Origin of the sequence: Halomonas sp. A29, assembly GCF_046723295.1 — a bacterium.
Taxonomy (GTDB): domain Bacteria; phylum Pseudomonadota; class Gammaproteobacteria; order Pseudomonadales; family Halomonadaceae; genus Halomonas.
This window is the reverse complement of sequence record NZ_JAXQPR010000008.1, coordinates 212,634-232,224: the sequence shown is the minus strand read 5'-3', so window position 1 is coordinate 232,224 and position 19,591 is coordinate 212,634. Positions and strand designations below refer to the sequence as shown.

The window sequence follows — 19,591 nt, the reverse complement described above, 5'->3', positions numbered from 1 at the left end:
CCGGTTGTGTTTGTCGTAGGCGAAAAATCGGGTCAGCGGGCGTTGCGGCGGTAGCGAAACTCGGCAAAGTCCGCTGGCGTGGCTCGCCCGCTGATGTCGTGGGCCGCCATGCCCAGGAAGTTACCGGTGAAGTAGCCGTGGGCGCGATCGCTGCCCTCGTCCGACAGCAGCCCGGCGTCCAGCACCGGGCCGATCGGCTGCCACCCGGCACTGCCCTGGGCGAAACGGAACTGCAGCTCGCGCTCGCGAATGTCGAGGCCGAGACGCACTGGCAGGCCAGGCTCGAGCGCCACGCCGCCCTCGGCGATGTCGAGCCGCCCGCTCGGCCACTCGTCGTGACAGCTCATCACGCTGAGCACCTTGTCACCGCTGTCATTCAGGCTCACCGCCAGGTAGTGGAACTTGAAGCGGTTGTAGTAGGCGATCAGCCCGGCGAACTGCTGGATGTCGTCTGGTACGAACTCGAGCTCGGTCTCGGCGCTGCAGTGCCAGCTGTCCTGACGCCGCGCCACCAGTGCCTGCTCGAACCACGAGCCCACCGACTCGCGGCCGAAGAGGCGCAGGAAGCCGGGGCGCTCGCTCAGCGAGAACAACCGCTCGGGCTCGGGCGTGCGCAGCCACTGGAACGCCGCCGGCAGCTCGCCGGATCCGAATGTGTAGCGCTCTTCCTCGGTCGAGGCTCGCTGCATCACGCCAGACATGGAGATCTCCAACGCCGGGGAGCTGCCGCCGTGAGCCAGGCGCAGCCAGCCATCTTCACCCCACTCCACCTTCTGTATCGCCGTCTCGCGCCCCAGCGGCGAACGGCGCGTGCCGGGCAGCGGGCGGCTGCACAGGTGCACCATCCAGGTTTCGCCATCGGGCGTTTCCACCAGGTCGGCATGACCGGCGCGCTGCAGCGGGTTGTCCGGGTCTTGGCGCGTGGTCAGCACCGGGTTGTCCGGGTGCACCTCATAGGGGCCGGCGATCTCGCGCGATCGCGCCATGGTCACGGCATGGTCGTAGCCGGTGCCGCCCTCGGCCACCAGCAGGTGGTACCAGCCGTCGCGGCGGTAGAGGTGCGGCCCTTCGGTGAGCTTCATTCCGGTGCCGGCAAAGATGTTGCGGATCGGGCCGACCAGTTGCCTACGCTCGACGTCGTACTCCTGCAGCAGGATGCCGCCGAAGCGGTCGCCCCCTTCGCGCTGGCGATAGTCCCACTTGAGGTTGACCAGCCACTTGCGACCGTCCTCATCGTGGAACAGCGACGGGTCGAAGCCGCTGGAGTTGAGATACACCGGATCGCTCCAGGGCCCCTCGATGGCGGGCGCAGTGACCAGGTAGTTATGGCCGTCCTTGAAGTTGCCCTCGTAGCGCTTCATGTCGGTGTAGATCAGCCAGAACAGGCCATCGGCATGGGTCAGGCACGGCGCCCAGATACCGCAGGAATCGGGATTGCCGCGCATGTCGAGCTGGGCGGCCCGGGCCAGCGGACGGTGCACGAGTTGCCAGTTGGCCAGGTCCCGCGAATGGTGGATCTGCACGCCCGGATACCACTCGAAGGTGGAGGTGGCGATGTAGTAGTCCTCGCCGACCCGACAGATCGAGGGGTCGGGGTTGAAGCCGGCGAGTATCGGGTTGCGAAGGGTATCGGTCATCGGAGTCATCCCTTGACGGAGCCGCCGGTCAGCCCGGCCACGATGTATTTCTGCGCGGCGAGGAAGAAGATCACCGCCGGCGTAATGGTCAGCGTCACGAACGCCAGGATCATGTTCCACTGGGTCAGGTACTCGCCCTGGAACTGCATCATGCCCAGCGGCCAGGTGTAGATGGAGCGGTCGTTGAGCACCACCAGCGGCAGCAGGAAGTTGTTCCAGCTCTGCACGAAGACGAACACGCCCACCGTGGCCAGGATCGGCGTCGACAGCGGCAGGGTGAACGACCAGAAGAAGCGAAGGTAGCTGCAGCCATCGACGTAAGCGGCCTCGAACAGCTCCTTGGGCAACTGGTCGAAGAACGCCTTGAACAGCAGGATCGCCAATGACAGGCCGAAGGCGGTCTGCGGCAGGATCACCGCCCAGTAGGTATCCAGCAGCCCCAGGTCGCGTACCTTGATGAACAGCGGCAGGATCGCCGCGGCGAAGGGGAACATCAGCCCCAGCAGCAGGTAGGAGAGGATCATCTTCGAGCCGAAGAAGCGGATCTGCGAGAACACGTAGGCCGCCGCCGCGCCCACCACCAGGGTCAGCAGTACCGTCATCGACGAGATGAGGAACGAGTTGCCCATGTAGCGCCAGAAGTTGCCGTCGAGGAAGATCGCGATGTAGTTCTCCGCGTTCCAGGTGTCCGGCAGGCCCAGCGGATTGGTGCGCAGTTCGGCGTTGCTCTTGAAGCCGCCGAAGAAGGAGGCCAGCAGCGGGCCGATGACCAGGCTGGCCACCAGGATCAGCACGATGACGCGCAGCGTGTTGCGGGTAGTAGTGGCGCCGCTCATGCCCGCTCCTCCTTCGTCGTGGCGCGCTGGTAGAACAGCGCGATGCCGATGGCGAGCACGAACAGCAACACGGCGGCGGCGCTACCGAAGCCGATGTTCAGCCGCGACAGGCCGAAGGTATAGAGGTAGGTAACGATGGTATGGGTGGAGTTGGAGGGACCACCGTTGGTCATCGGGATGATGATGTCGAAGATCTGCAGCGAGCCGATGATGGCGAAGAAGCCGCTCACCACGATGGCGTGCTTGATCAGCGGGATCTGCACGAACAGCGCCACCTGGCGCGGCTTGGCACCCTCCAGCTTGGCCGCCTCGATCAGGTCCTTGGGTACGCTCTGCAGGGCGGCGATGTAGATCATCATGTGAAAGCCGAAGTACTTCCACACGATCACCGTCATGATTGCCGGGAAGGCCCACTGACGGTCGGCCAGCACGTAGACCGACTCCTGCCCGAGGGCCTGGAACATGAAGGCGGTGATGCCGTAGTCGCCGTCGAAGACGAAGCTCCAGATCAGCCCCGCCGCCACTTCGGCAAGAATATAAGGCAGGAAGAACACCAAGCGGAACAGTGTATTGGTTGGCGTCTTGCGATACACCAGCAGCGCCAGGCCCAGCGCCAGTGGCATCTGGATGATCAGCGAGACGAGAATCAGCTTGGCGGTGTTCCACAGTGCGGTGTGGAACACCGAGTGGTCGAGCAGACGCTCGTAGTTCTGGGTGCCGACGAAGTTGGTCGGCGCGCCGTAACCGTTCCACGAGAAGGCGCTGTAGTAGGCCGCGTCGGCCAGCGGCAGGATCACGAACAGCGAGAACAGGATCAGCGCCGGCGGCAGCAGGATCAGCACGGCGGTGAACTTGCCGCTGGCCAGCCCTTGCCGGAAGCGATCGGCATTGCTTCTCTTGTGCACGACGGGTCGGGTCAGGGTACTCATGAAAGCATCCATTCAGAGAACAGGTCCCGGCACCGCGAAAGCGCGGCGCCGGGCATACTCATCGATTCAGCGGAACATCCAGGCCTCTTCGACCTGGGCGGCCGCCTCTTCCGGTGTGATCTCGCCTTGGGCCAGGTCACCGCTGATGTCATTGACCGTGGCGCCTACCGAGGTACCCAGCGCCTGGTCGAGGAACACCTGGTGGAAGTTCGACTCGCTGAGGATCTCGGCGACCTTGCGCGCATAGGACGTGTCGAGCTCTTCCTCGGAGCCATGGGCCACCGGCACGAAGATGCCGAGCCGTGCCGCCTCGCGCTGGTTCTCCTCGTTGAGCAGGAAGCGCAGGAAATCCACCGCCTCGTCGGAGGCGTCGCGAGTCACGGCGAAGCCATTCATGCCACCGAAGCTGTCATCGTTGCCGGCGCCATCGTCCACCCGGGGAAAGCGAATGAACTCGAGGTCCTCGTCGGGCACGCCCTCGCCCGTCATCGAGCGCTCCTTGGAAGGGATGTAGTCCCAGTCGCCCATCAGGTGCAGGGCCGCCTCGCCGTCGCCGAACATGGCGCTGGCACGCTCGTAGGAAGTCGCCATGAAGCCCGACTGGAAGGGGTTGAGTTCGACGAACGACTGCAGCAGCTCGCCGGCGCGCACGAAGGGCTCACCCTCGAAGCCGCCGTTCTCGCCCTCCTTGGCCGCCTCGATGCCCTCGCCGCCGGCCAGCCGCGTGGCCAGGTAGCCCCAGTAGAAGTGCATCGGCCAGCCATCCTGGCCGCCCACCACGGCGGGGGTGATGCCGCTTTCGCGCAGGGCGATCACGGCCTGCTCCAGATCCTCCCAGGTCTCGATGGCCTCGATATCGACCCCGGCCTGCTCGGTCAACGCGGTGTTGGCCCAAAAGCCCACCACGGTGGCATACAGCGGCGCGCCATAGACACGATCGTCGAGCGTGAAGGCGCGCACTGCCGACTCGGGATAGAGATCCTGCCAACCGTCCTGCATCGCTTCGGTGAGGTCGCGCACGAAGCCGGCCTCGACCTGATCGCGCAGCCCCTCGCCACCCCAGCTGTAGAAGATGTCGGGGCGCTGGTTGGACTGCAGCAGGGTCGGCAAGCGCGTCTTGTAGGCCTCGTTGGCGATGTATTCGAAGACCACGTTGACGCCCGGGTTCTGCGCCTCGTACTCGGCGACGATGTCGGCGTAGTACTGCTTCTCGACATCGCTGATCTCGACCCGCAGCACCCGTACGGTGGTATCGGCCGCCGCGGCAAACGCTGCCAGGCCGGAGGCAAGGGCAACCGTCGCCGCCAACCAGCGCTTGGCGTGCAGTGGCCTGGGCAGTCGTTGTTCGAAAGTGTGCATGGCGATCTCCTTGTTGTGTTGTAAGCGCATGAATGCACCTCGCTGTTGATGAACGTTCTGCGATTCAGCCCCAGCCGCCGTCCACGACGAGTTCCTGTCCGGTGATGGCCGCACTCTCGGCACTGGCCAGGAACAGCACGGCAGGAGCAATGTGTTGGGGTTCCAGGCGCAGCTTCAGGCACTGATGGGCCTGGATCGACGCCTCCTCCTCGGGGCCGATCCATTTCTGCAACTGACGCTCGGTCAGGATCGAGCCGGGCACCAGGGTATTGACGCGAATGTTGTATCGCCCCAGGTCACGGGCCAGGCTGCGTGTCAGCCCATGCACGGCAGCCTTGGCCGTGACGTAGGTCGACAGTTCGGCAATGGCCATCTGCACGCTGATCGAGCCGAAGTTGATGATCGCTCCGCCACCGGCCTCGATCATCTGGAGCGCCGCCGCCTGGGCGGCAAAGAACATCGGCCGAAGGTTGAGCGACATGCGCTCGTCCCAATAGGCGACGTCGACCTCCTGCCAGGTGTGGCGATCGTCGTTGGCGGCGTTGTTGACCAGGGTATGGATGGGACCCAGCTCGCGGCCCACCTCGGCAATGGCCGATTGCAGGGCCTCGACGTTGCGAATGTCGCAGCGGCGATAGCGCGGCGCCCGCCCCGTCTCTGCCTGCAGCGCTTCCACCAGCGCCTGGCTCGCGGCATCGTCGATGTCGACGAAAGCGACTCGGGCACCCTGCAGGTGAAAAGCCCGGGTCAGCGCGGCTCCGATGCCGCTGCCGCCACCGGTGATGAAGACCACTCGCTCGTCGAGGCTGGGGTAACGCGCCGCGTCGTTGTTCATGCTTTCTCCACTTAGTTTTATCTATTTACTAACTGGAGAGTGAACACCTCATCAAAAAGCGGCAATGAGACGTTAGTCGATGATGTCTATTTGTCCTTCCAAATCATGCCCATCTACCTTTGGATGTTAGCATTCAAGGCTTTCTTCCAGCGTGGCCGACGTAAAGCAATTCGTTTAATCTTGGAACCAACTACGATACACGTGCCAGGAATGCCGAGGCGAAGCCCTCGCGCGCCCCTTCGTCGAATGGCATCATCGAAACGCGATACCAAGGCGTCCGGCTTCATCCGTTTTTCTCCGCTGCACCTCCGGTGTGCGGACTGCAAGGCCTCGTTCCTCTATGTCAACCAGCTACCAGCAGCAGCACAAGGCGGGCGATCTCCACTTCCTCAAGCGGCTCAATCGCAGTGCCATCCTCGAACTGGTGCGCCGCACCCCGGGGCTGACCCGCGCCGACATCGCCATCCAGGCGCAATTGACCAAGGCCACCGTGGGCGCCGGCGTGCAGTCGCTGCTGCACCAGGGCTGGCTGCGCGAGGGCGAGCTGCAGAAGAGCAGTGGCGGCCGCCCCGGGCGCGCCTTGCACCTCAACGACGAGCGCCACGTGCTGTTCGGTGCCGAGGTGGGCGTGCACGGCCTGCGCCTGGTGGCCTGCACCCTCTCGGGCCAGGTGCTCGAATCGCACCACGAACACCTCGTGCCGACCACGCCGGAGGTCACCGCCGAACTGCTCGCCGAGCTGTTGCAAGGGTTGATGCGCACTCACCTGGACGGCAACCGCCGCTGCCTGGGGCTGGGGGTCGCCCTCCCCGGCCCCATCGCGCCCGGCAAGCCCGTACTGCGCCTGGCGCCCAACCTGGGCTGGCGCGACATCCGCTTCCTCGACCTGCTGCGCCCTCACCTCTCACGACTGGAAGGCACTTGGCTGATGGACAACGAGGCCAAGGCGGCCGCCTTCGGCGAGCTCTACTTCCGCACCGGTAACATCCCCGAATCGCTGATGTACGTCAGCGCCGGTACCGGGATAGGCAGCGGCATGGTCGAAGGCAGCCACCTGCCCCTGGTCGCCCGCGGCATCCACGGGCTGGCCGGAGAAATCGGCCACACCGTGCTGCAGCCCGGGGGGCTCTACTGCCACTGCGGCAATCGCGGCTGTGCCGAAACGCTGGTCAGCGGCTGGTCGATCCGCGCCGCACTGGGCATCGCCGAGGAGGAGGACCTCATCGAGGCCCTGCTGCCCCGCCTGAACGAGCCCGACGTACAGGTCACGCTGCGCCGGGCCGGCGAGGCGCTGGGCATCCTGCTGCTCAATCTGCACCATACCCAGAATCCTTCTGAAATCGTGCTCGGCGGCTCGCTGATCCAGCTCGGCGCCTCACTGCTGGACCCTGCCCTCGACTACTTCAAGGCCAACCAGAGCCGCCTGCTCGGCACGACCCAGCAGGTTCCACTGCGGGTGATCCAGGACTCCACCTTCGTCGCCGCGCGTGGCGCGGCGGCACAGGTCCTGGCCAGCATCATCCATGGCCCCAGCGACCTGGATTAGCCCGACTCACCGCCGCCCGCCTTGTCGACCAAAGTCGATATCGACAGGTAAGTAAAGAAATTGAACTTAGTGACTGTCTCACGCAGGATGTCCCACGGGCGTCTCTGGAAGTGCGCCCGTCGGTCCGAGCCCCTAATCGACAACAACCGCAGGAGCCCCACATGACCCTGGAAGGCAAGATGCTGATCGGCCGCGAGGCCGTCAGCGGCAGTTCCAAGCCCATCAATGGCGTCAACCCCGCCACCGGCGAGACTCTCGAGCCCACCTATAGGGGCGGCACTGCCGCCGAGGTCGAGCGCGCCTGTGAGCTGGCCGAGGCGGCCTTCGCCAGCTACCGCGAGACCACGCTGGAGCAGCGTGCGGCGTTTCTCGAGACGGTCGCCTCCGAGATCGAAGCCATCGGCGACGCATTGATCGAGCGCGCCATGGCCGAGACCGGCCTGCCCCAGGCACGTCTCGAGGGCGAGCGCGGCCGTACCTGCGGCCAGTTGCGTCTGTTCGCTTCCGTGGTGCGTGCCGGCGAATTTCTCGATCTGCGTATCGACCCGGCCCTGCCCGAGCGTCAGCCGCTGCCCCGCGCCGACCTGCGCCAGCGCCACATTCCGCTCGGCCCGGTGGCGGTGTTCGGTGCCTCGAACTTCCCGCTGGCCTTCTCGGTGGCCGGCGGCGATACCGCCTCGGCGCTGGCCGCCGGCTGCCCGGTGATCGTCAAGGGCCACTCCGCCCACCCCGGTACCTCGGAGCTGGTCGGCCGTGCGGTACAGCAGGCGGTGGAGAAGCGCGGCCTGCCCGAAGGGGTGTTCTCGCTGCTGTTCGGCTCGGGCAGCGAGATCGGCCAGGCGCTGGTCAGTGACCCGCGCATCCAGGCGGTGGGCTTCACCGGCTCCCGCGGCGGTGGCACGGCGCTGATGAAGACCGCCCAATCGCGCCCGCAGCCGATCCCGGTCTACGCCGAGATGAGTTCGATCAACCCGGTGTTCCTGCTGCCCGAGGCCCTCAAGGCACGCGGTGCCCAGCTCGCCGAGGGCTTCGTCGCCTCGCTCAACATGGGCGCCGGGCAGTTCTGCACCAACCCCGGCCTGGTGATCGCGGTGAAGGGTCCCGCGCTTTCCGCCTTCATCGAGGCCGCGGCGGATGCGGTGAAGCAGAGTGGCGCCCAGACCATGCTCACCCCGGGCATCCACGCCGCCTACGAGCAGGGCGTGGGCCGGCTGGCGAGTAACAGCAAGGTCAGGGAAGCGGCCCGCGGCCAGGTGGGCGAGTCGGCCCATGCCTGCCAGGCGGGGCTCTACGTCACCGCAGCCGAGGCGTTTCTCTCTGATCCCGAGCTGCAGGAAGAGGTGTTCGGCGCCACCTCGCTGGTGATCGAGTGCGCCGACCTGGAGGACGTGAAGCGCGTAGCCGGCCAGCTCGAAGGCCAGCTCACCGCCACCCTGCAGATGGACGACGGCGACCTGGACGCAGCGAAACAACTGCTGCCGATCCTCGAGCGCAAGGCGGGCCGGATTCTGGCCAACGGCTGGCCCACCGGGGTCGAGGTGTGTCACGCCATGGTTCACGGCGGGCCCTACCCGGCCACCTCCGACAGCCGTACCACCTCGGTGGGCAGCGCGGCGATCTTCCGCTTCCTGCGCCCGGTGTGCTACCAGGCCCTGCCCGAGGGCCTGCTGCCCGAGGGCCTGCTGCCCGAGCCGCTGCGTGACGGCAACCCCTGGAGTGTGTCACGGTTGGTCGATGGCAAACGCGAGGCATGAGACGTGAACGACGATAACGAAACTACCGCTTACCTTCCCCGGGATGTAGAGCAGGCCCTACTGGTGGGCCGCGTATGGCGTGACGACGGTCCGGCCTTGGTGGTGGTACGCCGAGGGGAGGTGATCGACATTTCCGCCCAGTGCGATTGCATGGCCGACCTGCTCGACCGCGACGATGCCGCCGCCTTCGCGCGTGGCACCGAAGGCGAATCGCTGGGCCCTGTTGCCACCCTGCTGCAGAACTCCCTGGCCGAGCCGCAGCGAGCGCCCTACCTGCTCGCCCCCTGCGACGTGCAGGCGATCAAGGCCTGCGGCGTCACCTTTGCCGTGAGCCTGCTGGAGCGAGTGATCGAGGAGCAGGCCGGCGGCGATGCAGCAAAGGCCAGCCAGCTGCGTGCCGAACTCAACGAGGTGATCGGCCAGGATCTTTCGCGTATCGCACCGGGCTCCGACGAGGCCATGGCGCTCAAGGCGGCGCTGCAAGCCCGCGGCGCCTGGTCACAGTACATGGAGGTGGGCCTCGGCCCCGATGCCGAAGTGTTCACCAAGGCGCAGCCGTTCTCGTCAGTGGGTTTCGGCGCCCGCGTCGGCCTGCATCCGACCTCGAAATGGAACAACCCCGAGCCCGAAATCGTGCTGGCGGTGGATGCCCAAGGCGAACCCAAGGGAGCCACGCTGGGCAACGACGTCAACCTGCGCGATGTCGAGGGCCGCAGCGCCCTGCTGCTGGGCAAGGCCAAGGACAACAACGCCTCCTGCTCCATCGGTCCATTCATTCGGCTGTTCGACGAGAGCTTCACGCTGGACAGCGTGCGTCAGGCCCACGTGACGCTGCGCATCGAGGGCGAGGACGACGGCTTCCTGCTCGAAGGCGAGAGCGACATGCGCGAGATCAGCCGCGACCCGCTGAACCTGGTGCGCCAGACCGTCGGCGCGCATCACCAGTACCCGGATGGCTTCATGCTATTCCTCGGCACCATGTTCTCGCCGATCCAGGATCGTGACGGCGAAGGCCAGGGCTTCACCCACCATATCGGCGACAGCGTCACCATCGCCACGCCGGCACTGGGTGCACTGGTCAACCGCGTCGACCGCTCCGACAAGCTGCCACCGTGGACCTTCGGTATACGCCAGTGGCGAGCCCATCGCCGCTAGGCTTCGTCCGACAAGAGGCTGCGCAACGACAAGGCGGCATTCCCGCCCTGTCGTTGCGACCTAGGCCGCATTGCCTATATGTTGAACATATGGCACTTTGCGAGGCAAATCATCGCCATGAGCTGCCATGACCGCTACGCCGCCGAAGCGCCCCGCAAAGCCTGCCCGCCCCAGCGTGGTGGAGTATCTCGCCGAAGCCATCTTTTCCGGACGCTATCAGCCCGGCGACTTCGTCCCCAAGGAGATCGATCTCTGCGAACAATTCGCCATCAACCGCTCGGCGGTGAGGAGCGATCTGCGCCAGTTGGTCGACGTCGGTATCATTGCGCGGATCTCCGGCCACGGCTCCAAGGTGCGCGACTACGAGGAGTGGAACATCCTCGACCCGTCGGTGACCGAGTGGATGACCCGCTATGCCTCACCCAACCCGCGCATCCAGCGCGAAATCCTGGCCTTCCGCCTGGACGTCGAACCCTACGTGGCGATGACGGCCGCGCGACGCGCCAAGGCCATCGACCTGGTGGCCATTGAGGAGGCGCTGGAAGGCATGAGCCGCCATCTCCACGCCGACAGCGCAGAGGAGCGTCAGCGCTACAGCGAATATGACGCCGCCTTCCACGTGGCCATCTTCAAGGCCAGCCACAACATCGTTTGGGCGCAGCTCTCGCATATTCTGCGCCCCTCGATCCGCTTGCTGGTGGAGACCTCCAACGACAGCACCGCCGACCCCGAGGCCAGCTTCGAGCGCCATCGCCGGGTCATGGAGGCGATCCGTGCCCGCCAGCCACGCGAGGCATTCCTGGCCGCACGAGACGTGCTGCAGGACACGGCCGAGACATTGGGCATCGAACCGGGCGAAGGGACGCTGGGCAACTGGCTCGAGGAGGAGCCCACCGCTACGCCTTGAAGGCCGGCGAGCTCAGACCCCGAACCCCCGGCGCGACGCAAAACAGGCTGCCCGCCAGTGCCTCCTCGTCGCGACCGTCGGCCGCGGTGGTGATGAAGAGCTGGTCCAACTCGGGCCCTCCGAAGGCGCAGGACGTTACCCGCGAGGCAGGCAGAATCAGGGTCTCGTCCAGCATTCCGTCGGGCAGGAAGCGGCTGACGCGTCCGCCGCCCCAGTGGGCGACCCACAGGCCTCCCTCGGCATCGCAGGTCATGCCATCCGGGTAGCCCTGGGTACCACGGAAGCGCAGGTGCTCGCGCTTCCCGGTCAGCTCGCCTTCCGCCGAAAGATCGAAGGCGTAGACAATCCCGGACGCCGTGTCGCTGTGGTAGAGGGTCCTGCCGTCAGGGCTGACAGCAGGGCCGTTGGCGACGCCGTAGCCATCGTCAACCCGCTTCAGTTCCTCTCCGGCGAGCCGGTAGAGCGCCCCCCGTCCCCGCTCCCCATTCTCGCTCATGGATCCGAACCAGAGCCGCCCCCGGGTATCCACCGCCGCGTCGTTGAAGCGGTTGCCCGTCGGCTCGTCGGGCGTGGTCCATTCACCGACGATACGCGGCCCACCCTCGTCGAGACGCAGATGCACCAGCCGCGAGGCGAGCCCGGCGATGAAGCCGTCACCGTCGGCCCGCGGCGCCAGCCAGCAGCACGACTCATCGAGCGCCCAGCCAAGGGTCCTGCCGCTGGCGAAGTCATGGACGTGCAGGGTGCGGCCTAGAATATCGACAAACAGCAGTTGGCCGGCCTCTCCTCGCTCGGGGCACCACAGCGGGCCTTCTCCCAGTTGCGCCCGGCCCGACCACACGCACTGGATCGTCGAACCGTCGACCATATTCCGCTCGCCTCCCAGCCGGCTCAATGCGAATGCCTCGGCACTTCGGCACCGCGACACCCGACCAGGAAATCGAAGTCGCAGCCCTCGTCGGCCTGCAGTACTCGCTCGATGTAGAGCTGGCGGTAGCCCCCGTCGCTGGCGATCCGCTGCGACGCGGCGGTGGGATCACTCTCGGACAGGCGGGCCCCGAGCTCGGCGTCTTCGATGTCCAGATGCAGTTTGCCGGCGTCGCAGTCGAGCTCGATCCAGTCGCCGTCGCGCACCGCGGCGAGCGGACCGCCGGCGGCGGACTCCGGCGCCACGTGCAGCACCACGGTGCCATAGGCGGTACCGCTCATGCGGGCATCGGAGATGCGCACCATGTCGGTCACGCCCTGCTCCAGCAGCTTGGCGGGTAAACCCATGTTGCCGACCTCGGCCATGCCGTGATATCCGCGCGGCCCGCAGTTCTTCATCACCAGCACGCTGCTGGCATCGACCTCGAGAGCGGGGTCATTAATGCGTGCCTTGTAGTCGTCGAAATCCTCGAACACCACCGCCCGGCCACGATGGGTCATCAGCTCGGGGCTCGCCGCCGAGGGCTTGAGCACCGCCCCCCGCGGCGCCAGGTTGCCGTGCAGCACGCACATGCCGCCATCCTCGCGCAGGGGATTGTCCAGCGGGCGAATCACCTCATCGTTGTAGAGGGGCGCGTCCTTGACGTTCTCCCACAGCGTCTTGCCGTTGACCGTCAGCGCCTCCTTGTGCGGCAGGCGGTCGGCTTCGCCCAGCCGGCGCAGCACCGCAGGCAGGCCGCCGGCATAGTAGAACTCCTCCATCAGGAAGCGCCCCGAGGGCTGCAGGTCGACGATGGTCGGCGTGCCGCGGCCGATGCGGCTCCAGTCGTCGAGGTCTAGCTCGACGCCGATGCGCCCGGCAATCGCCTTGAGGTGAATCACGGCATTGGTCGAACCACCGATGGCGGCATTGGTGCGAATGGCGTTCTCGAAGGCCTGCTTGGTGAGCACCTTGGAGAGCGTGAGATCCTCCTCGACCATCTCGACGATGCGGTTGCCGGAGAGATGCGCCAGCACGTAGCGCCGAGAATCCACCGCCGGAATCGCCGCATTGTGCGGCAACGAGGTGCCCAGGGATTCCGCCATGCAGGCCATGGTCGAGGCCGTGCCCATGGTGTTGCAGGTGCCCGCCGAACGCGACATGCCGGCTTCGGCGGCCATGAACTCGTGAATCGAGATCTTGCCCGCCTTGACCTGCTCGGAGAGTTGCCAGACCACGGTACCCGAACCGATGTCCTTGCCCTCGTGCTTGCCGTTGAGCATCGGCCCGCCGGTCACCACGATGGTGGGAATGTCGCAGCTCGCCGCCCCCATCAGCAGCGCCGGCGTGGTCTTGTCGCAGCCCACCAGCAGCACTACCGCATCCAGCGGGTTGCCGCGAATCGACTCCTCCACGTCCATACTCGCCAGGTTGCGAGTGAACATCGCCGTGGGCCGCAGCAACGACTCGCCACTGGAAAACACAGGAAACTCCACCGGGTAGCCACCGGCTTCCAGCACTCCCTTCTTGACGTGCTCGGCCAGCTTGCGGAAATGCGCATTGCAGGGCGTGAGCTCCGACCAGGTGTTGCAGATGCCGATGATCGGCTTGCCCTGGAACTCGTGGTCCGGGATGCCCTGGTTCTTCATCCAGCTGCGGTACATGAAGCCGTTCTTGTCGGCGGTGCCGAACCACTGGGCGCTGCGCAAGGGACGCTTGCGGTCGGTCATACGAGATCTCCTGAAACCGAAGGATCAAGCACGCTGGCGTCGGGTCTGCTTCCAGCGGTCGAACATCACCGCCAGCAGCAGGATCCCGCCGCGTACCAGGTACTGATAGAAGGTGGGTACGTTGAGCAGGCCCATGGCATTCTGCACGCAGCCCATGATCAGCACGCCCACCAGCACGCCGGTAATGGTGGCCACGCCGCCGGAGAGCGCCACGCCGCCCAGCACACAGGCGGAAATGACGGCCAGCTCGAGCCCCATCGCGGTGTTGGGGTCGCCCAGCCCCATGCGCGAGGTGAGCAGCACGCCGGCAATGCCGGCCACCACGCCCTGCAGGCCGAAGACGATGATCTTGAGGCGGCGCACGTTGACCCCGGCCAATGCCGCCGCCTCGGGGTTGCCGCCGGTAGCCAGCACGTTGCGCCCGAACGCGGTCATGTTGAGCAGCACACCGAAGATCACGAAGCAGGCGATCATGGTCCACACCGGCAGGGTCAGGCCGAGGAAGGAGGCGCTGCCGAGGTCGAAGAACTCGGGCACGGTGATCATCACCGCATCGCCGCGGGATGTGATGTAGGCCAGGCCGCGCACGAACTCCATGGCGGCGAGCGTGGCGATCAACGAATTGATGCCGAACTTCGCCACCACGAAGCCGTTGAAGGCACCCACCGCCCCGCCGGCGAGTACGCCGCCGAGTACGCCGATCAATACACTGCCCGAAGCCGAAGTGACCACGGCGGCGACGACACCGGCGAAGGCGACGATGGAGGCGACAGACAGATCGACCTCGCCCAGCGCCAGCACCATCATCATGGTGGTGGCGATGGTGCCGATCAGGGTGATGGAGAGCAGCAAGCCCACCATGTTGCGCCCGGTGAGAAAGCCGGGAATGAACACTGCCAGGGCGACGAACAGGATCACGAAGATGGCGATCAAGCCGGATGTGTCGAGCAGGGTGCGCAGGGGCTTGGGCAGCCCGCGGCGCGGTGGCACCGCGGCCGTGCCGCCATCTCCCTCAGCGAATTTGTGGGTGGTCATGGGCAGTCCCTCAGATGACTCTTGTTCGAAAGGTCGTTCGAAAGATCAGGCGGGCAGCGCCAGCCCCAGCAGGCGTTCCTGGGTGGCCTCACGGCGCGGCACGATGTCGACCAGCGCACCGTCGCGCATCACGCCGATGCGGTCGCAGATGGAACTCACCTCGGCCAGATCGCTTGAGATCACCACGACGCTCTTGCCCTGCTCGGTCAGCTCGAAGAGCAGGTTGTAGATGTCGCGGCGAGCGCCCACGTCGATGCCTCGGGTGGGTTCGTCCATCACGAACAGGTCGATCTTCTCGGCTAGCCAGCGCGCCAGGATCACTTTCTGCTGGTTGCCGCCGGAAAGCTTGCCGATGGGCGCGCGTGGCCCCGGCGTCTTGATGCTCAGCCGCTGGATGTAGTCCTCGGCATTGGCACGTTCGCGGTGCGGGTCGCGCAGCAGCCCCCAGCGCTTGAAGAAGCGCCGGCAGCTGATGTTGAGGTTGTCGGCCACGCTGGCAACGGGAAAGATGCCCTGCGACTTGCGATCCTCGGGGCACATGGCGATGCCCATGCGGATGGCCTCCCCGGGGCTGGCGAAGCGCCGCGCCACCCCCTGGAAGCGCACCTCGCCCGACTTGGCGGTCTCGGCGCCGCACACCAGCCGCATCAGTTCGCTGCGCCCCGCCCCCACCAGGCCGAACAGACCGAACACCTCGCCACGCTTCACCTCGAAGCTCACCGGCGCCTTCAGCCCCCTGCCCTCGATGGCGTCGATCTCGAGTACCACTTCGCCCTGCGCGCGCTCGCGGTAGCCGTAGACGTCCTCGATGTCGCGGCCGACCATCTCGCTGACCAGAGTGCCGTGATCCAGCGCATCGAGGCTCTCGTGGGTACGGATGTGCTTGCCGTCGCGGAACACGGTGACCGCATCGCACATCTTGAACACCTCTTCCATGCGATGGGTGACGTAGAGCACCACTCGGCCCTCGTCGCGCAGCCGGGAGACGATGCGCTCGAGCTGACGCGTCTCCTGCACCGACAGGCTGCTGGTCGGCTCGTCGAAGGCAATGATGCGGGCGTCGCGCAGCAGCGCACGGCCGATCTCGATCATCTGCTGCTGGCCGATGGAGAGATCGCGCACCTTGGTCGAAGGGTGAATGCTGCCCTCGCCGAGCTCCGCGAGCATGCGCATCGCCCGTTCGCGCAGTCGCCGTCGGTCGATGAAGCCGTGATGAGCCGGCAGCTGGCCGAGAAGGAGGTTCTCGGCCACCGACATGTTGGGTGCCAGCGTCAACTCCTGGTAGATGATGGCGATGCCCTGGCCGAGCGCTTCACGGGCGTTGGCGAACACATGACGCTTGCCGCCGATCCGCAGCGCCCCTTCAGTGACGCGGTTGATCCCGCTCAGCACCTTGAGCAGGGTCGACTTGCCGGCGCCGTTTTCTCCCATCAACGCATGAACCTGGCCGGAGCGGGCGCCGAAGCTGACCTTATCCAGCGCACGCACGCCGGGAAAGACCACGCTGATGCCGTCGAATTGAAGATAGGGTTCGGTCATGTCGCTCTCCCGGTCGCCGCCTTCCCTCACGTTCACAGCCCGAGTTCGGCGCGCACGTCCTGCCAGTTGTCACGCGTCATCAGGGTGCCGGAGGTCTCGGTGTTGGCCGGCGGCTCCTCGCCTTCGGCGATCCAGCGATAGAGATTCTCCGCCGTCTGGCGACCATGCTGGGTGGAACTCACCGCCACGGTGCCGTGGAAACCCGTGGGGTTGCTGCGCGAGAACTCGGCAAAGGCCGCCCCGGAGCCATTGATGCCAACGCCGATCACGTCGTCAGCGGAAAGACCGTACTGCTCGGTGGCACGTACGCCGCCCAGCACGCTCTCTTCGTTCAGGGCGTAGATGATCCAGTGCTTGAAATTGCCACGCTGGGAGATGACCGGCGAAGCGGCCGAGAAGGCGCTGTTGGTATCGGTATTCTGCTGGGGCGCATCGAAGACGTTGTCGGCGGGGAAGCCCCATTCGATCAGCGCATCGGTGGCACCGTCGGTGCGCTCCTTGGCGGTAGGCAGCTCGTTGTTGGTGATGCGCAACGCCGCTACCTCCTTCGGGTCCCAGCCGCGAGCCTCCATTTCAGCGGCAATCGCCTCACCCACCTGCTGACCGATCTTGTAGCCCGACATGCCCAGGTGCGGCACACCCTCGAGCGGCTCTCCGTTGCCATTGACGAACTGATCGTCGACCGTGATCACCTTCATGCCGTACTGGTTGGCACGGTTCATGACCGCCGGCCCCAGGCGAACGTCCGGCGGACAGATGACGAAGCCCTGGGCACCTTGTGCATAGAGGTTGTCGATGGCGCTGAGTACTTCCTGGCCATCTTCGCCGCCCAGCCGGACGACACGAAAGCCCAGCTCTTCACCGACCTGAGTGGCGGCCTGCTGCTCGTTGATGAACCAGGCCTGCTCGGGTTTCTTGACGATGAAACCGATGCGGACGTCCTCTTCGGCAGCCTGTACCGCACCGACGGTTCCGAGCGCCAGGCTGGCGCTCAGGACCAGACGAGTGAAAGTCGTTTTCATGGGCATGTCGTACTCCTACGTCTCTTCTGATGTTGTTGTTGACGTTCCCACTCATGCATTACGAGCCAGCGGTCTCCTGGGCGGAGAACCGATAGATCGTGCGTGAGCGATAGGTCTCTCCCGGCTCGAGAATCGTCGAGGGGAAGTCGGCCTGGTTGGGGGAATCGGGATAGTGCTGGGTCTCCAGTGCGAACCCGGAGCGGTGCTCGTAGGCCTGGCCCCGCTTGCCCGTCAGGTCGCCGGCAAGGAAGTTGCCCGAGTAGAACTGGATTGCCGGTTCGGTGGTGGCGATCTCCAGCAGACGCCCACTCTCGGGCTCCCAGACCCTGGCGGCCAGCACGGGCTCACTGGGAGAAGCGGCCTGCTCGGCGAGCACGAAGTTATGGTCGTACCCCTTGCCGAACGTCAGCTGCTCATTGTCCTGCTCGATGCGCTCGCCGATCGGCGTCGGCTGGGTAAAGTCGAACGGCGTACCTGCGACTGGACGAATCTCACCCGTGGGGATCAAGGTTTCATCTACCGGGGTAAAGGCATCGGCGTTGATCGTCAGGTGGTGATCGAGGATGCTGCCGCCGCCCTCGCCCTCGAGATTGAAGTAGCTGTGCTGGGTGAGGTTGACCGGAGTCGCCTTGTCGGTCGCCGCCCGGTAATCGACGATCAGCTCGTCGGAATCGGTCAGGGTGTAGGTCACCTCGGCTTCCAAGCGGCCCGGATATCCCTCCTCGCCATCCTCGCTGGTATAGCGAAGGATGAGGCCGGCCCCGTCGTCGTTCTCGAACGGCTCGGCCTGCCAGAGCACCCTGTCGAATCCCTGCCGGCCGCCGTGAAGATGGTTGTCTCCATCGTTGGTCGCCAACGAGTAAGTTTCCCCATCGAGCGAGAACTGGCCGCCCGCAATGCGATTGCCATAGCGTCCGATCAGGGCACCGAAATAAGGATTGGCCTGGCGGTACTCGTCGGAGAGGTAGTCTTCCAGCGAATCGAAACCCAGCACGATATCGTCGAATTCACCCCGTACATCGGGTGTCTTCAGCGAAAGGATGATGCCGCCATAGTTGGTGACACGCATCTCGATGCCATTGGCATTGATAAAGCGGTATACGTCGACCTGGCGACCGTCGGGTAGCTGGCCAAACACCGATTGGTCGACACCGCGCACGGCCCCGTTGCCTGAAGCCGCTTCGGCGCTACCATGTGCCTCGGCCGCGCCCAGCATCACTACAGCGGCCGCCGCACTCAGCAGCAGGGGCGAAGCGGCACCACGCATCGAGACGTACGTGAGTGGCATGATCTTCTCCTTGATCCCGGGATTGTTGTTGTCGTTGCGACACGGTCATCGCGGATACCCCGCTACAGTAGATAGCCCTGACATAACCAGCCAATACGCAATTTTCCATTTTTTGATATATAAAATGCTATCGACAGGTGAAGCGGAGAGGCGCCATGCGCACGCTGGATGACGACTGGTTTCTGAAAGCACGACTAAAGTTGCGCCATTTCCAGCTCTTTCTGGCCCTCGACGAAGAGCGCAACCTGCATCGTGCGGCCGCCCAACTGGGCATCAGCCAACCGGCCGCCTCGAAGCTGCTGGGGGATGTCGAAACGTTATTGGGGGTCAAGCTGTTCGATCGCCACCCACGTGGACTGGTGCCGAACTGGTACGGGGAGGTGATGGTCCGGCATGCACAGGCCATGCTTTCGGAGCTTCACAATACCGGCGAGGAGCTCAACGCTCTGTTCGCGGGCAACGCCGGCAAGGTGGCCATCGGCACGGTGATGGCCCCGGCAGTGACCCTGCTTGCCAGCGCCATCGAGCGGGTACACCGCACCCACCCCAGGCTCAAGGTCAGCGTCGAGGTCGACGTCAGCAAGCGGCTAGTGCCAAGGCTGCTGGAAGGAGAACTGGATTTTGCCATTACCCGGATACCGGCCGGGTTCTCCACCGATCCTTTCGTGTTCGAGGAGATTGGCGAGGAGGAGATCTGCTTCGTCTGTCGTGAAGGCCATCCACTCACGGGGGCCGACCCGTTGACGCTGGAGGCCATGGCCGCCTATCCATGGGCGCTGCAGCCCCAGGGGGCGCTGATGCGCCAACGGGTCGACGCGCTATTTCTCTATTACGCCATCGAGCCACCGGCGCAGGTCGTCGATACCACCGACATACTGGTGGCACTGGCCCTGATCGACCGCTCGGACACGATCACGGCCGCCACGCGTCAGGTGGCCGAACTGCTATGTGCCCCGACGCGCTTTCGCATCCTGCCTTTCCATCAACGGCTCAGCGTGCAGCCGTTCGGCCTGGTGAGCCTGAGACGTCGCCGGCTCTCCCCGGGCGCGGCGACGCTGATGAGCATGTTGCGGGAGCTGGTAGTTCTCCAGCGCCAGCAAGGACTCCTCTAG

General features: G+C 65.4%; 16 protein-coding genes. 5 read left to right on the top strand and 11 right to left on the bottom strand.

The features are described from left to right. Nucleotides 1-32 precede the first annotated feature (32 nt). From SPH52_RS17160 to SPH52_RS17140, 5 genes are all read right to left on the bottom strand, one after another. Complete coding sequence (locus SPH52_RS17160) at nucleotides 33-1,637, bottom strand: glycoside hydrolase family 43 protein (RefSeq protein ID WP_411796270.1); 1,605 nt, start codon at nucleotides 1,635-1,637, stop codon at nucleotides 33-35. 5 nt (nucleotides 1,638-1,642) lie between these two features. Beyond that, a complete protein-coding gene (locus tag SPH52_RS17155; protein WP_411796269.1) occupies nucleotides 1,643-2,473 on the bottom strand; it encodes a carbohydrate ABC transporter permease in 831 nt (276 codons plus the stop codon). Then, nucleotides 2,470-3,402, bottom strand: coding sequence for a carbohydrate ABC transporter permease (locus SPH52_RS17150; RefSeq protein WP_411796268.1), 933 nt, complete (start codon nucleotides 3,400-3,402; stop codon nucleotides 2,470-2,472). The genes SPH52_RS17155 and SPH52_RS17150 overlap by 4 nt, the downstream gene beginning before the upstream one ends. A gap of 66 nt (nucleotides 3,403-3,468) precedes the next feature. Further along, entirely contained in the window at nucleotides 3,469-4,761 is a 1,293-nt protein-coding gene (locus tag SPH52_RS17145) for an ABC transporter substrate-binding protein (RefSeq protein ID WP_411796267.1), read from the bottom strand. A 64-nt stretch (nucleotides 4,762-4,825) separates the two neighbouring features. Continuing rightward, nucleotides 4,826-5,596 carry an SDR family NAD(P)-dependent oxidoreductase gene (locus SPH52_RS17140; protein WP_411796266.1) on the bottom strand — a complete coding sequence of 257 codons (771 nt, stop codon included), beginning with the start codon at nucleotides 5,594-5,596 and terminating at the stop codon, nucleotides 4,826-4,828. Nucleotides 5,597-5,936: 340 nt separating this feature from the next. Here SPH52_RS17140 and SPH52_RS17135 point away from each other — a divergent pair, with 340 nt between their 5' ends. From SPH52_RS17135 to SPH52_RS17120, 4 genes are all read left to right on the top strand, one after another. Beyond that, nucleotides 5,937-7,142 carry an ROK family protein gene (locus SPH52_RS17135; protein ID WP_411796265.1) on the top strand — a complete coding sequence of 402 codons (1,206 nt, stop codon included), beginning with the start codon at nucleotides 5,937-5,939 and terminating at the stop codon, nucleotides 7,140-7,142. A 161-nt stretch (nucleotides 7,143-7,303) separates the two neighbouring features. Further along, nucleotides 7,304-8,896 carry an aldehyde dehydrogenase (NADP(+)) gene (locus SPH52_RS17130; protein ID WP_411796264.1) on the top strand — a complete coding sequence of 531 codons (1,593 nt, stop codon included), beginning with the start codon at nucleotides 7,304-7,306 and terminating at the stop codon, nucleotides 8,894-8,896. A gap of 3 nt (nucleotides 8,897-8,899) precedes the next feature. Continuing rightward, a complete protein-coding gene (locus tag SPH52_RS17125; RefSeq protein ID WP_411796263.1) occupies nucleotides 8,900-10,051 on the top strand; it encodes a fumarylacetoacetate hydrolase family protein in 1,152 nt (383 codons plus the stop codon). Nucleotides 10,052-10,178: 127 nt separating this feature from the next. After that, nucleotides 10,179-10,958, top strand: a complete 780-nt coding sequence (locus SPH52_RS17120; protein WP_411796262.1) for a FadR/GntR family transcriptional regulator — start codon at nucleotides 10,179-10,181, stop codon at nucleotides 10,956-10,958. On the opposite strand, the gene SPH52_RS17115 is transcribed toward SPH52_RS17120, so the two are convergent. The 6 genes from SPH52_RS17115 to SPH52_RS17090 are packed head-to-tail and all read right to left on the bottom strand — an operon-like array spanning nucleotide 10,948 to nucleotide 18,479. Then, nucleotides 10,948-11,826: an SMP-30/gluconolactonase/LRE family protein gene (locus tag SPH52_RS17115; RefSeq protein ID WP_411796261.1), complete on the bottom strand. Its 879-nt coding sequence runs from the start codon at nucleotides 11,824-11,826 to the stop codon at nucleotides 10,948-10,950. The genes SPH52_RS17120 and SPH52_RS17115 overlap by 11 nt on opposite strands. Nucleotides 11,827-11,849: 23 nt before the next feature. Continuing rightward, entirely contained in the window at nucleotides 11,850-13,595 is a 1,746-nt protein-coding gene (locus SPH52_RS17110; protein WP_411796260.1) for an IlvD/Edd family dehydratase, read from the bottom strand. Nucleotides 13,596-13,619: 24 nt separating this feature from the next. Continuing rightward, nucleotides 13,620-14,630: an L-arabinose ABC transporter permease AraH gene (gene araH / locus SPH52_RS17105; protein ID WP_411796259.1), complete on the bottom strand. Its 1,011-nt coding sequence runs from the start codon at nucleotides 14,628-14,630 to the stop codon at nucleotides 13,620-13,622. Between the two features lie 45 nt (nucleotides 14,631-14,675). After that, complete coding sequence (gene araG, locus SPH52_RS17100; RefSeq protein WP_411796258.1) at nucleotides 14,676-16,169, bottom strand: L-arabinose ABC transporter ATP-binding protein AraG; 1,494 nt, start codon at nucleotides 16,167-16,169, stop codon at nucleotides 14,676-14,678. A 32-nt stretch (nucleotides 16,170-16,201) separates the two neighbouring features. After that, nucleotides 16,202-17,197, bottom strand: a complete 996-nt coding sequence (locus SPH52_RS17095; protein WP_411796257.1) for an arabinose ABC transporter substrate-binding protein — start codon at nucleotides 17,195-17,197, stop codon at nucleotides 16,202-16,204. Between the two features lie 52 nt (nucleotides 17,198-17,249). Continuing rightward, nucleotides 17,250-18,479, bottom strand: a complete 1,230-nt coding sequence (locus SPH52_RS17090) for an aldose epimerase family protein (protein ID WP_411796256.1) — start codon at nucleotides 18,477-18,479, stop codon at nucleotides 17,250-17,252. 155 nt (nucleotides 18,480-18,634) lie between these two features. On the opposite strand from SPH52_RS17090, the gene SPH52_RS17085 reads away from it, so the two are divergent. Further along, a complete protein-coding gene (locus tag SPH52_RS17085) occupies nucleotides 18,635-19,591 on the top strand; it encodes a LysR family transcriptional regulator (RefSeq protein ID WP_411796255.1) in 957 nt (318 codons plus the stop codon).

Excerpts from the sequence above, each read along its gene's own strand:
- SPH52_RS17160 (WP_411796270.1), bottom strand. The coding sequence starts at position 1,637 with ATGACCGATACCCTTCGCAACCCGATACTCGCCGGCTTCAACCCCGAC.
- SPH52_RS17155 (WP_411796269.1), bottom strand. The coding sequence starts at position 2,473 with ATGAGCGGCGCCACTACTACCCGCAACACGCTGCGCGTCATCGTGCTG.
- SPH52_RS17150 (WP_411796268.1), bottom strand. The coding sequence starts at position 3,402 with ATGAGTACCCTGACCCGACCCGTCGTGCACAAGAGAAGCAATGCCGAT.
- SPH52_RS17145 (WP_411796267.1), bottom strand. The coding sequence starts at position 4,761 with ATGCACACTTTCGAACAACGACTGCCCAGGCCACTGCACGCCAAGCGC.
- SPH52_RS17140 (WP_411796266.1), bottom strand. The coding sequence starts at position 5,596 with ATGAACAACGACGCGGCGCGTTACCCCAGCCTCGACGAGCGAGTGGTC.
- SPH52_RS17135 (WP_411796265.1), top strand. The coding sequence starts at position 5,937 with ATGTCAACCAGCTACCAGCAGCAGCACAAGGCGGGCGATCTCCACTTC.
- SPH52_RS17130 (WP_411796264.1), top strand. The coding sequence starts at position 7,304 with ATGACCCTGGAAGGCAAGATGCTGATCGGCCGCGAGGCCGTCAGCGGC.
- SPH52_RS17120 (WP_411796262.1), top strand. The coding sequence starts at position 10,179 with ATGACCGCTACGCCGCCGAAGCGCCCCGCAAAGCCTGCCCGCCCCAGC.
- SPH52_RS17115 (WP_411796261.1), bottom strand. The coding sequence starts at position 11,826 with ATGGTCGACGGTTCGACGATCCAGTGCGTGTGGTCGGGCCGGGCGCAA.
- SPH52_RS17110 (WP_411796260.1), bottom strand. The coding sequence starts at position 13,595 with ATGACCGACCGCAAGCGTCCCTTGCGCAGCGCCCAGTGGTTCGGCACC.
- araH (WP_411796259.1), bottom strand. The coding sequence starts at position 14,630 with ATGACCACCCACAAATTCGCTGAGGGAGATGGCGGCACGGCCGCGGTG.
- araG (WP_411796258.1), bottom strand. The coding sequence starts at position 16,169 with ATGACCGAACCCTATCTTCAATTCGACGGCATCAGCGTGGTCTTTCCC.
- SPH52_RS17095 (WP_411796257.1), bottom strand. The coding sequence starts at position 17,197 with ATGCCCATGAAAACGACTTTCACTCGTCTGGTCCTGAGCGCCAGCCTG.
- SPH52_RS17090 (WP_411796256.1), bottom strand. The coding sequence starts at position 18,479 with ATGCCACTCACGTACGTCTCGATGCGTGGTGCCGCTTCGCCCCTGCTG.
- SPH52_RS17085 (WP_411796255.1), top strand. The coding sequence starts at position 18,635 with ATGCGCACGCTGGATGACGACTGGTTTCTGAAAGCACGACTAAAGTTG.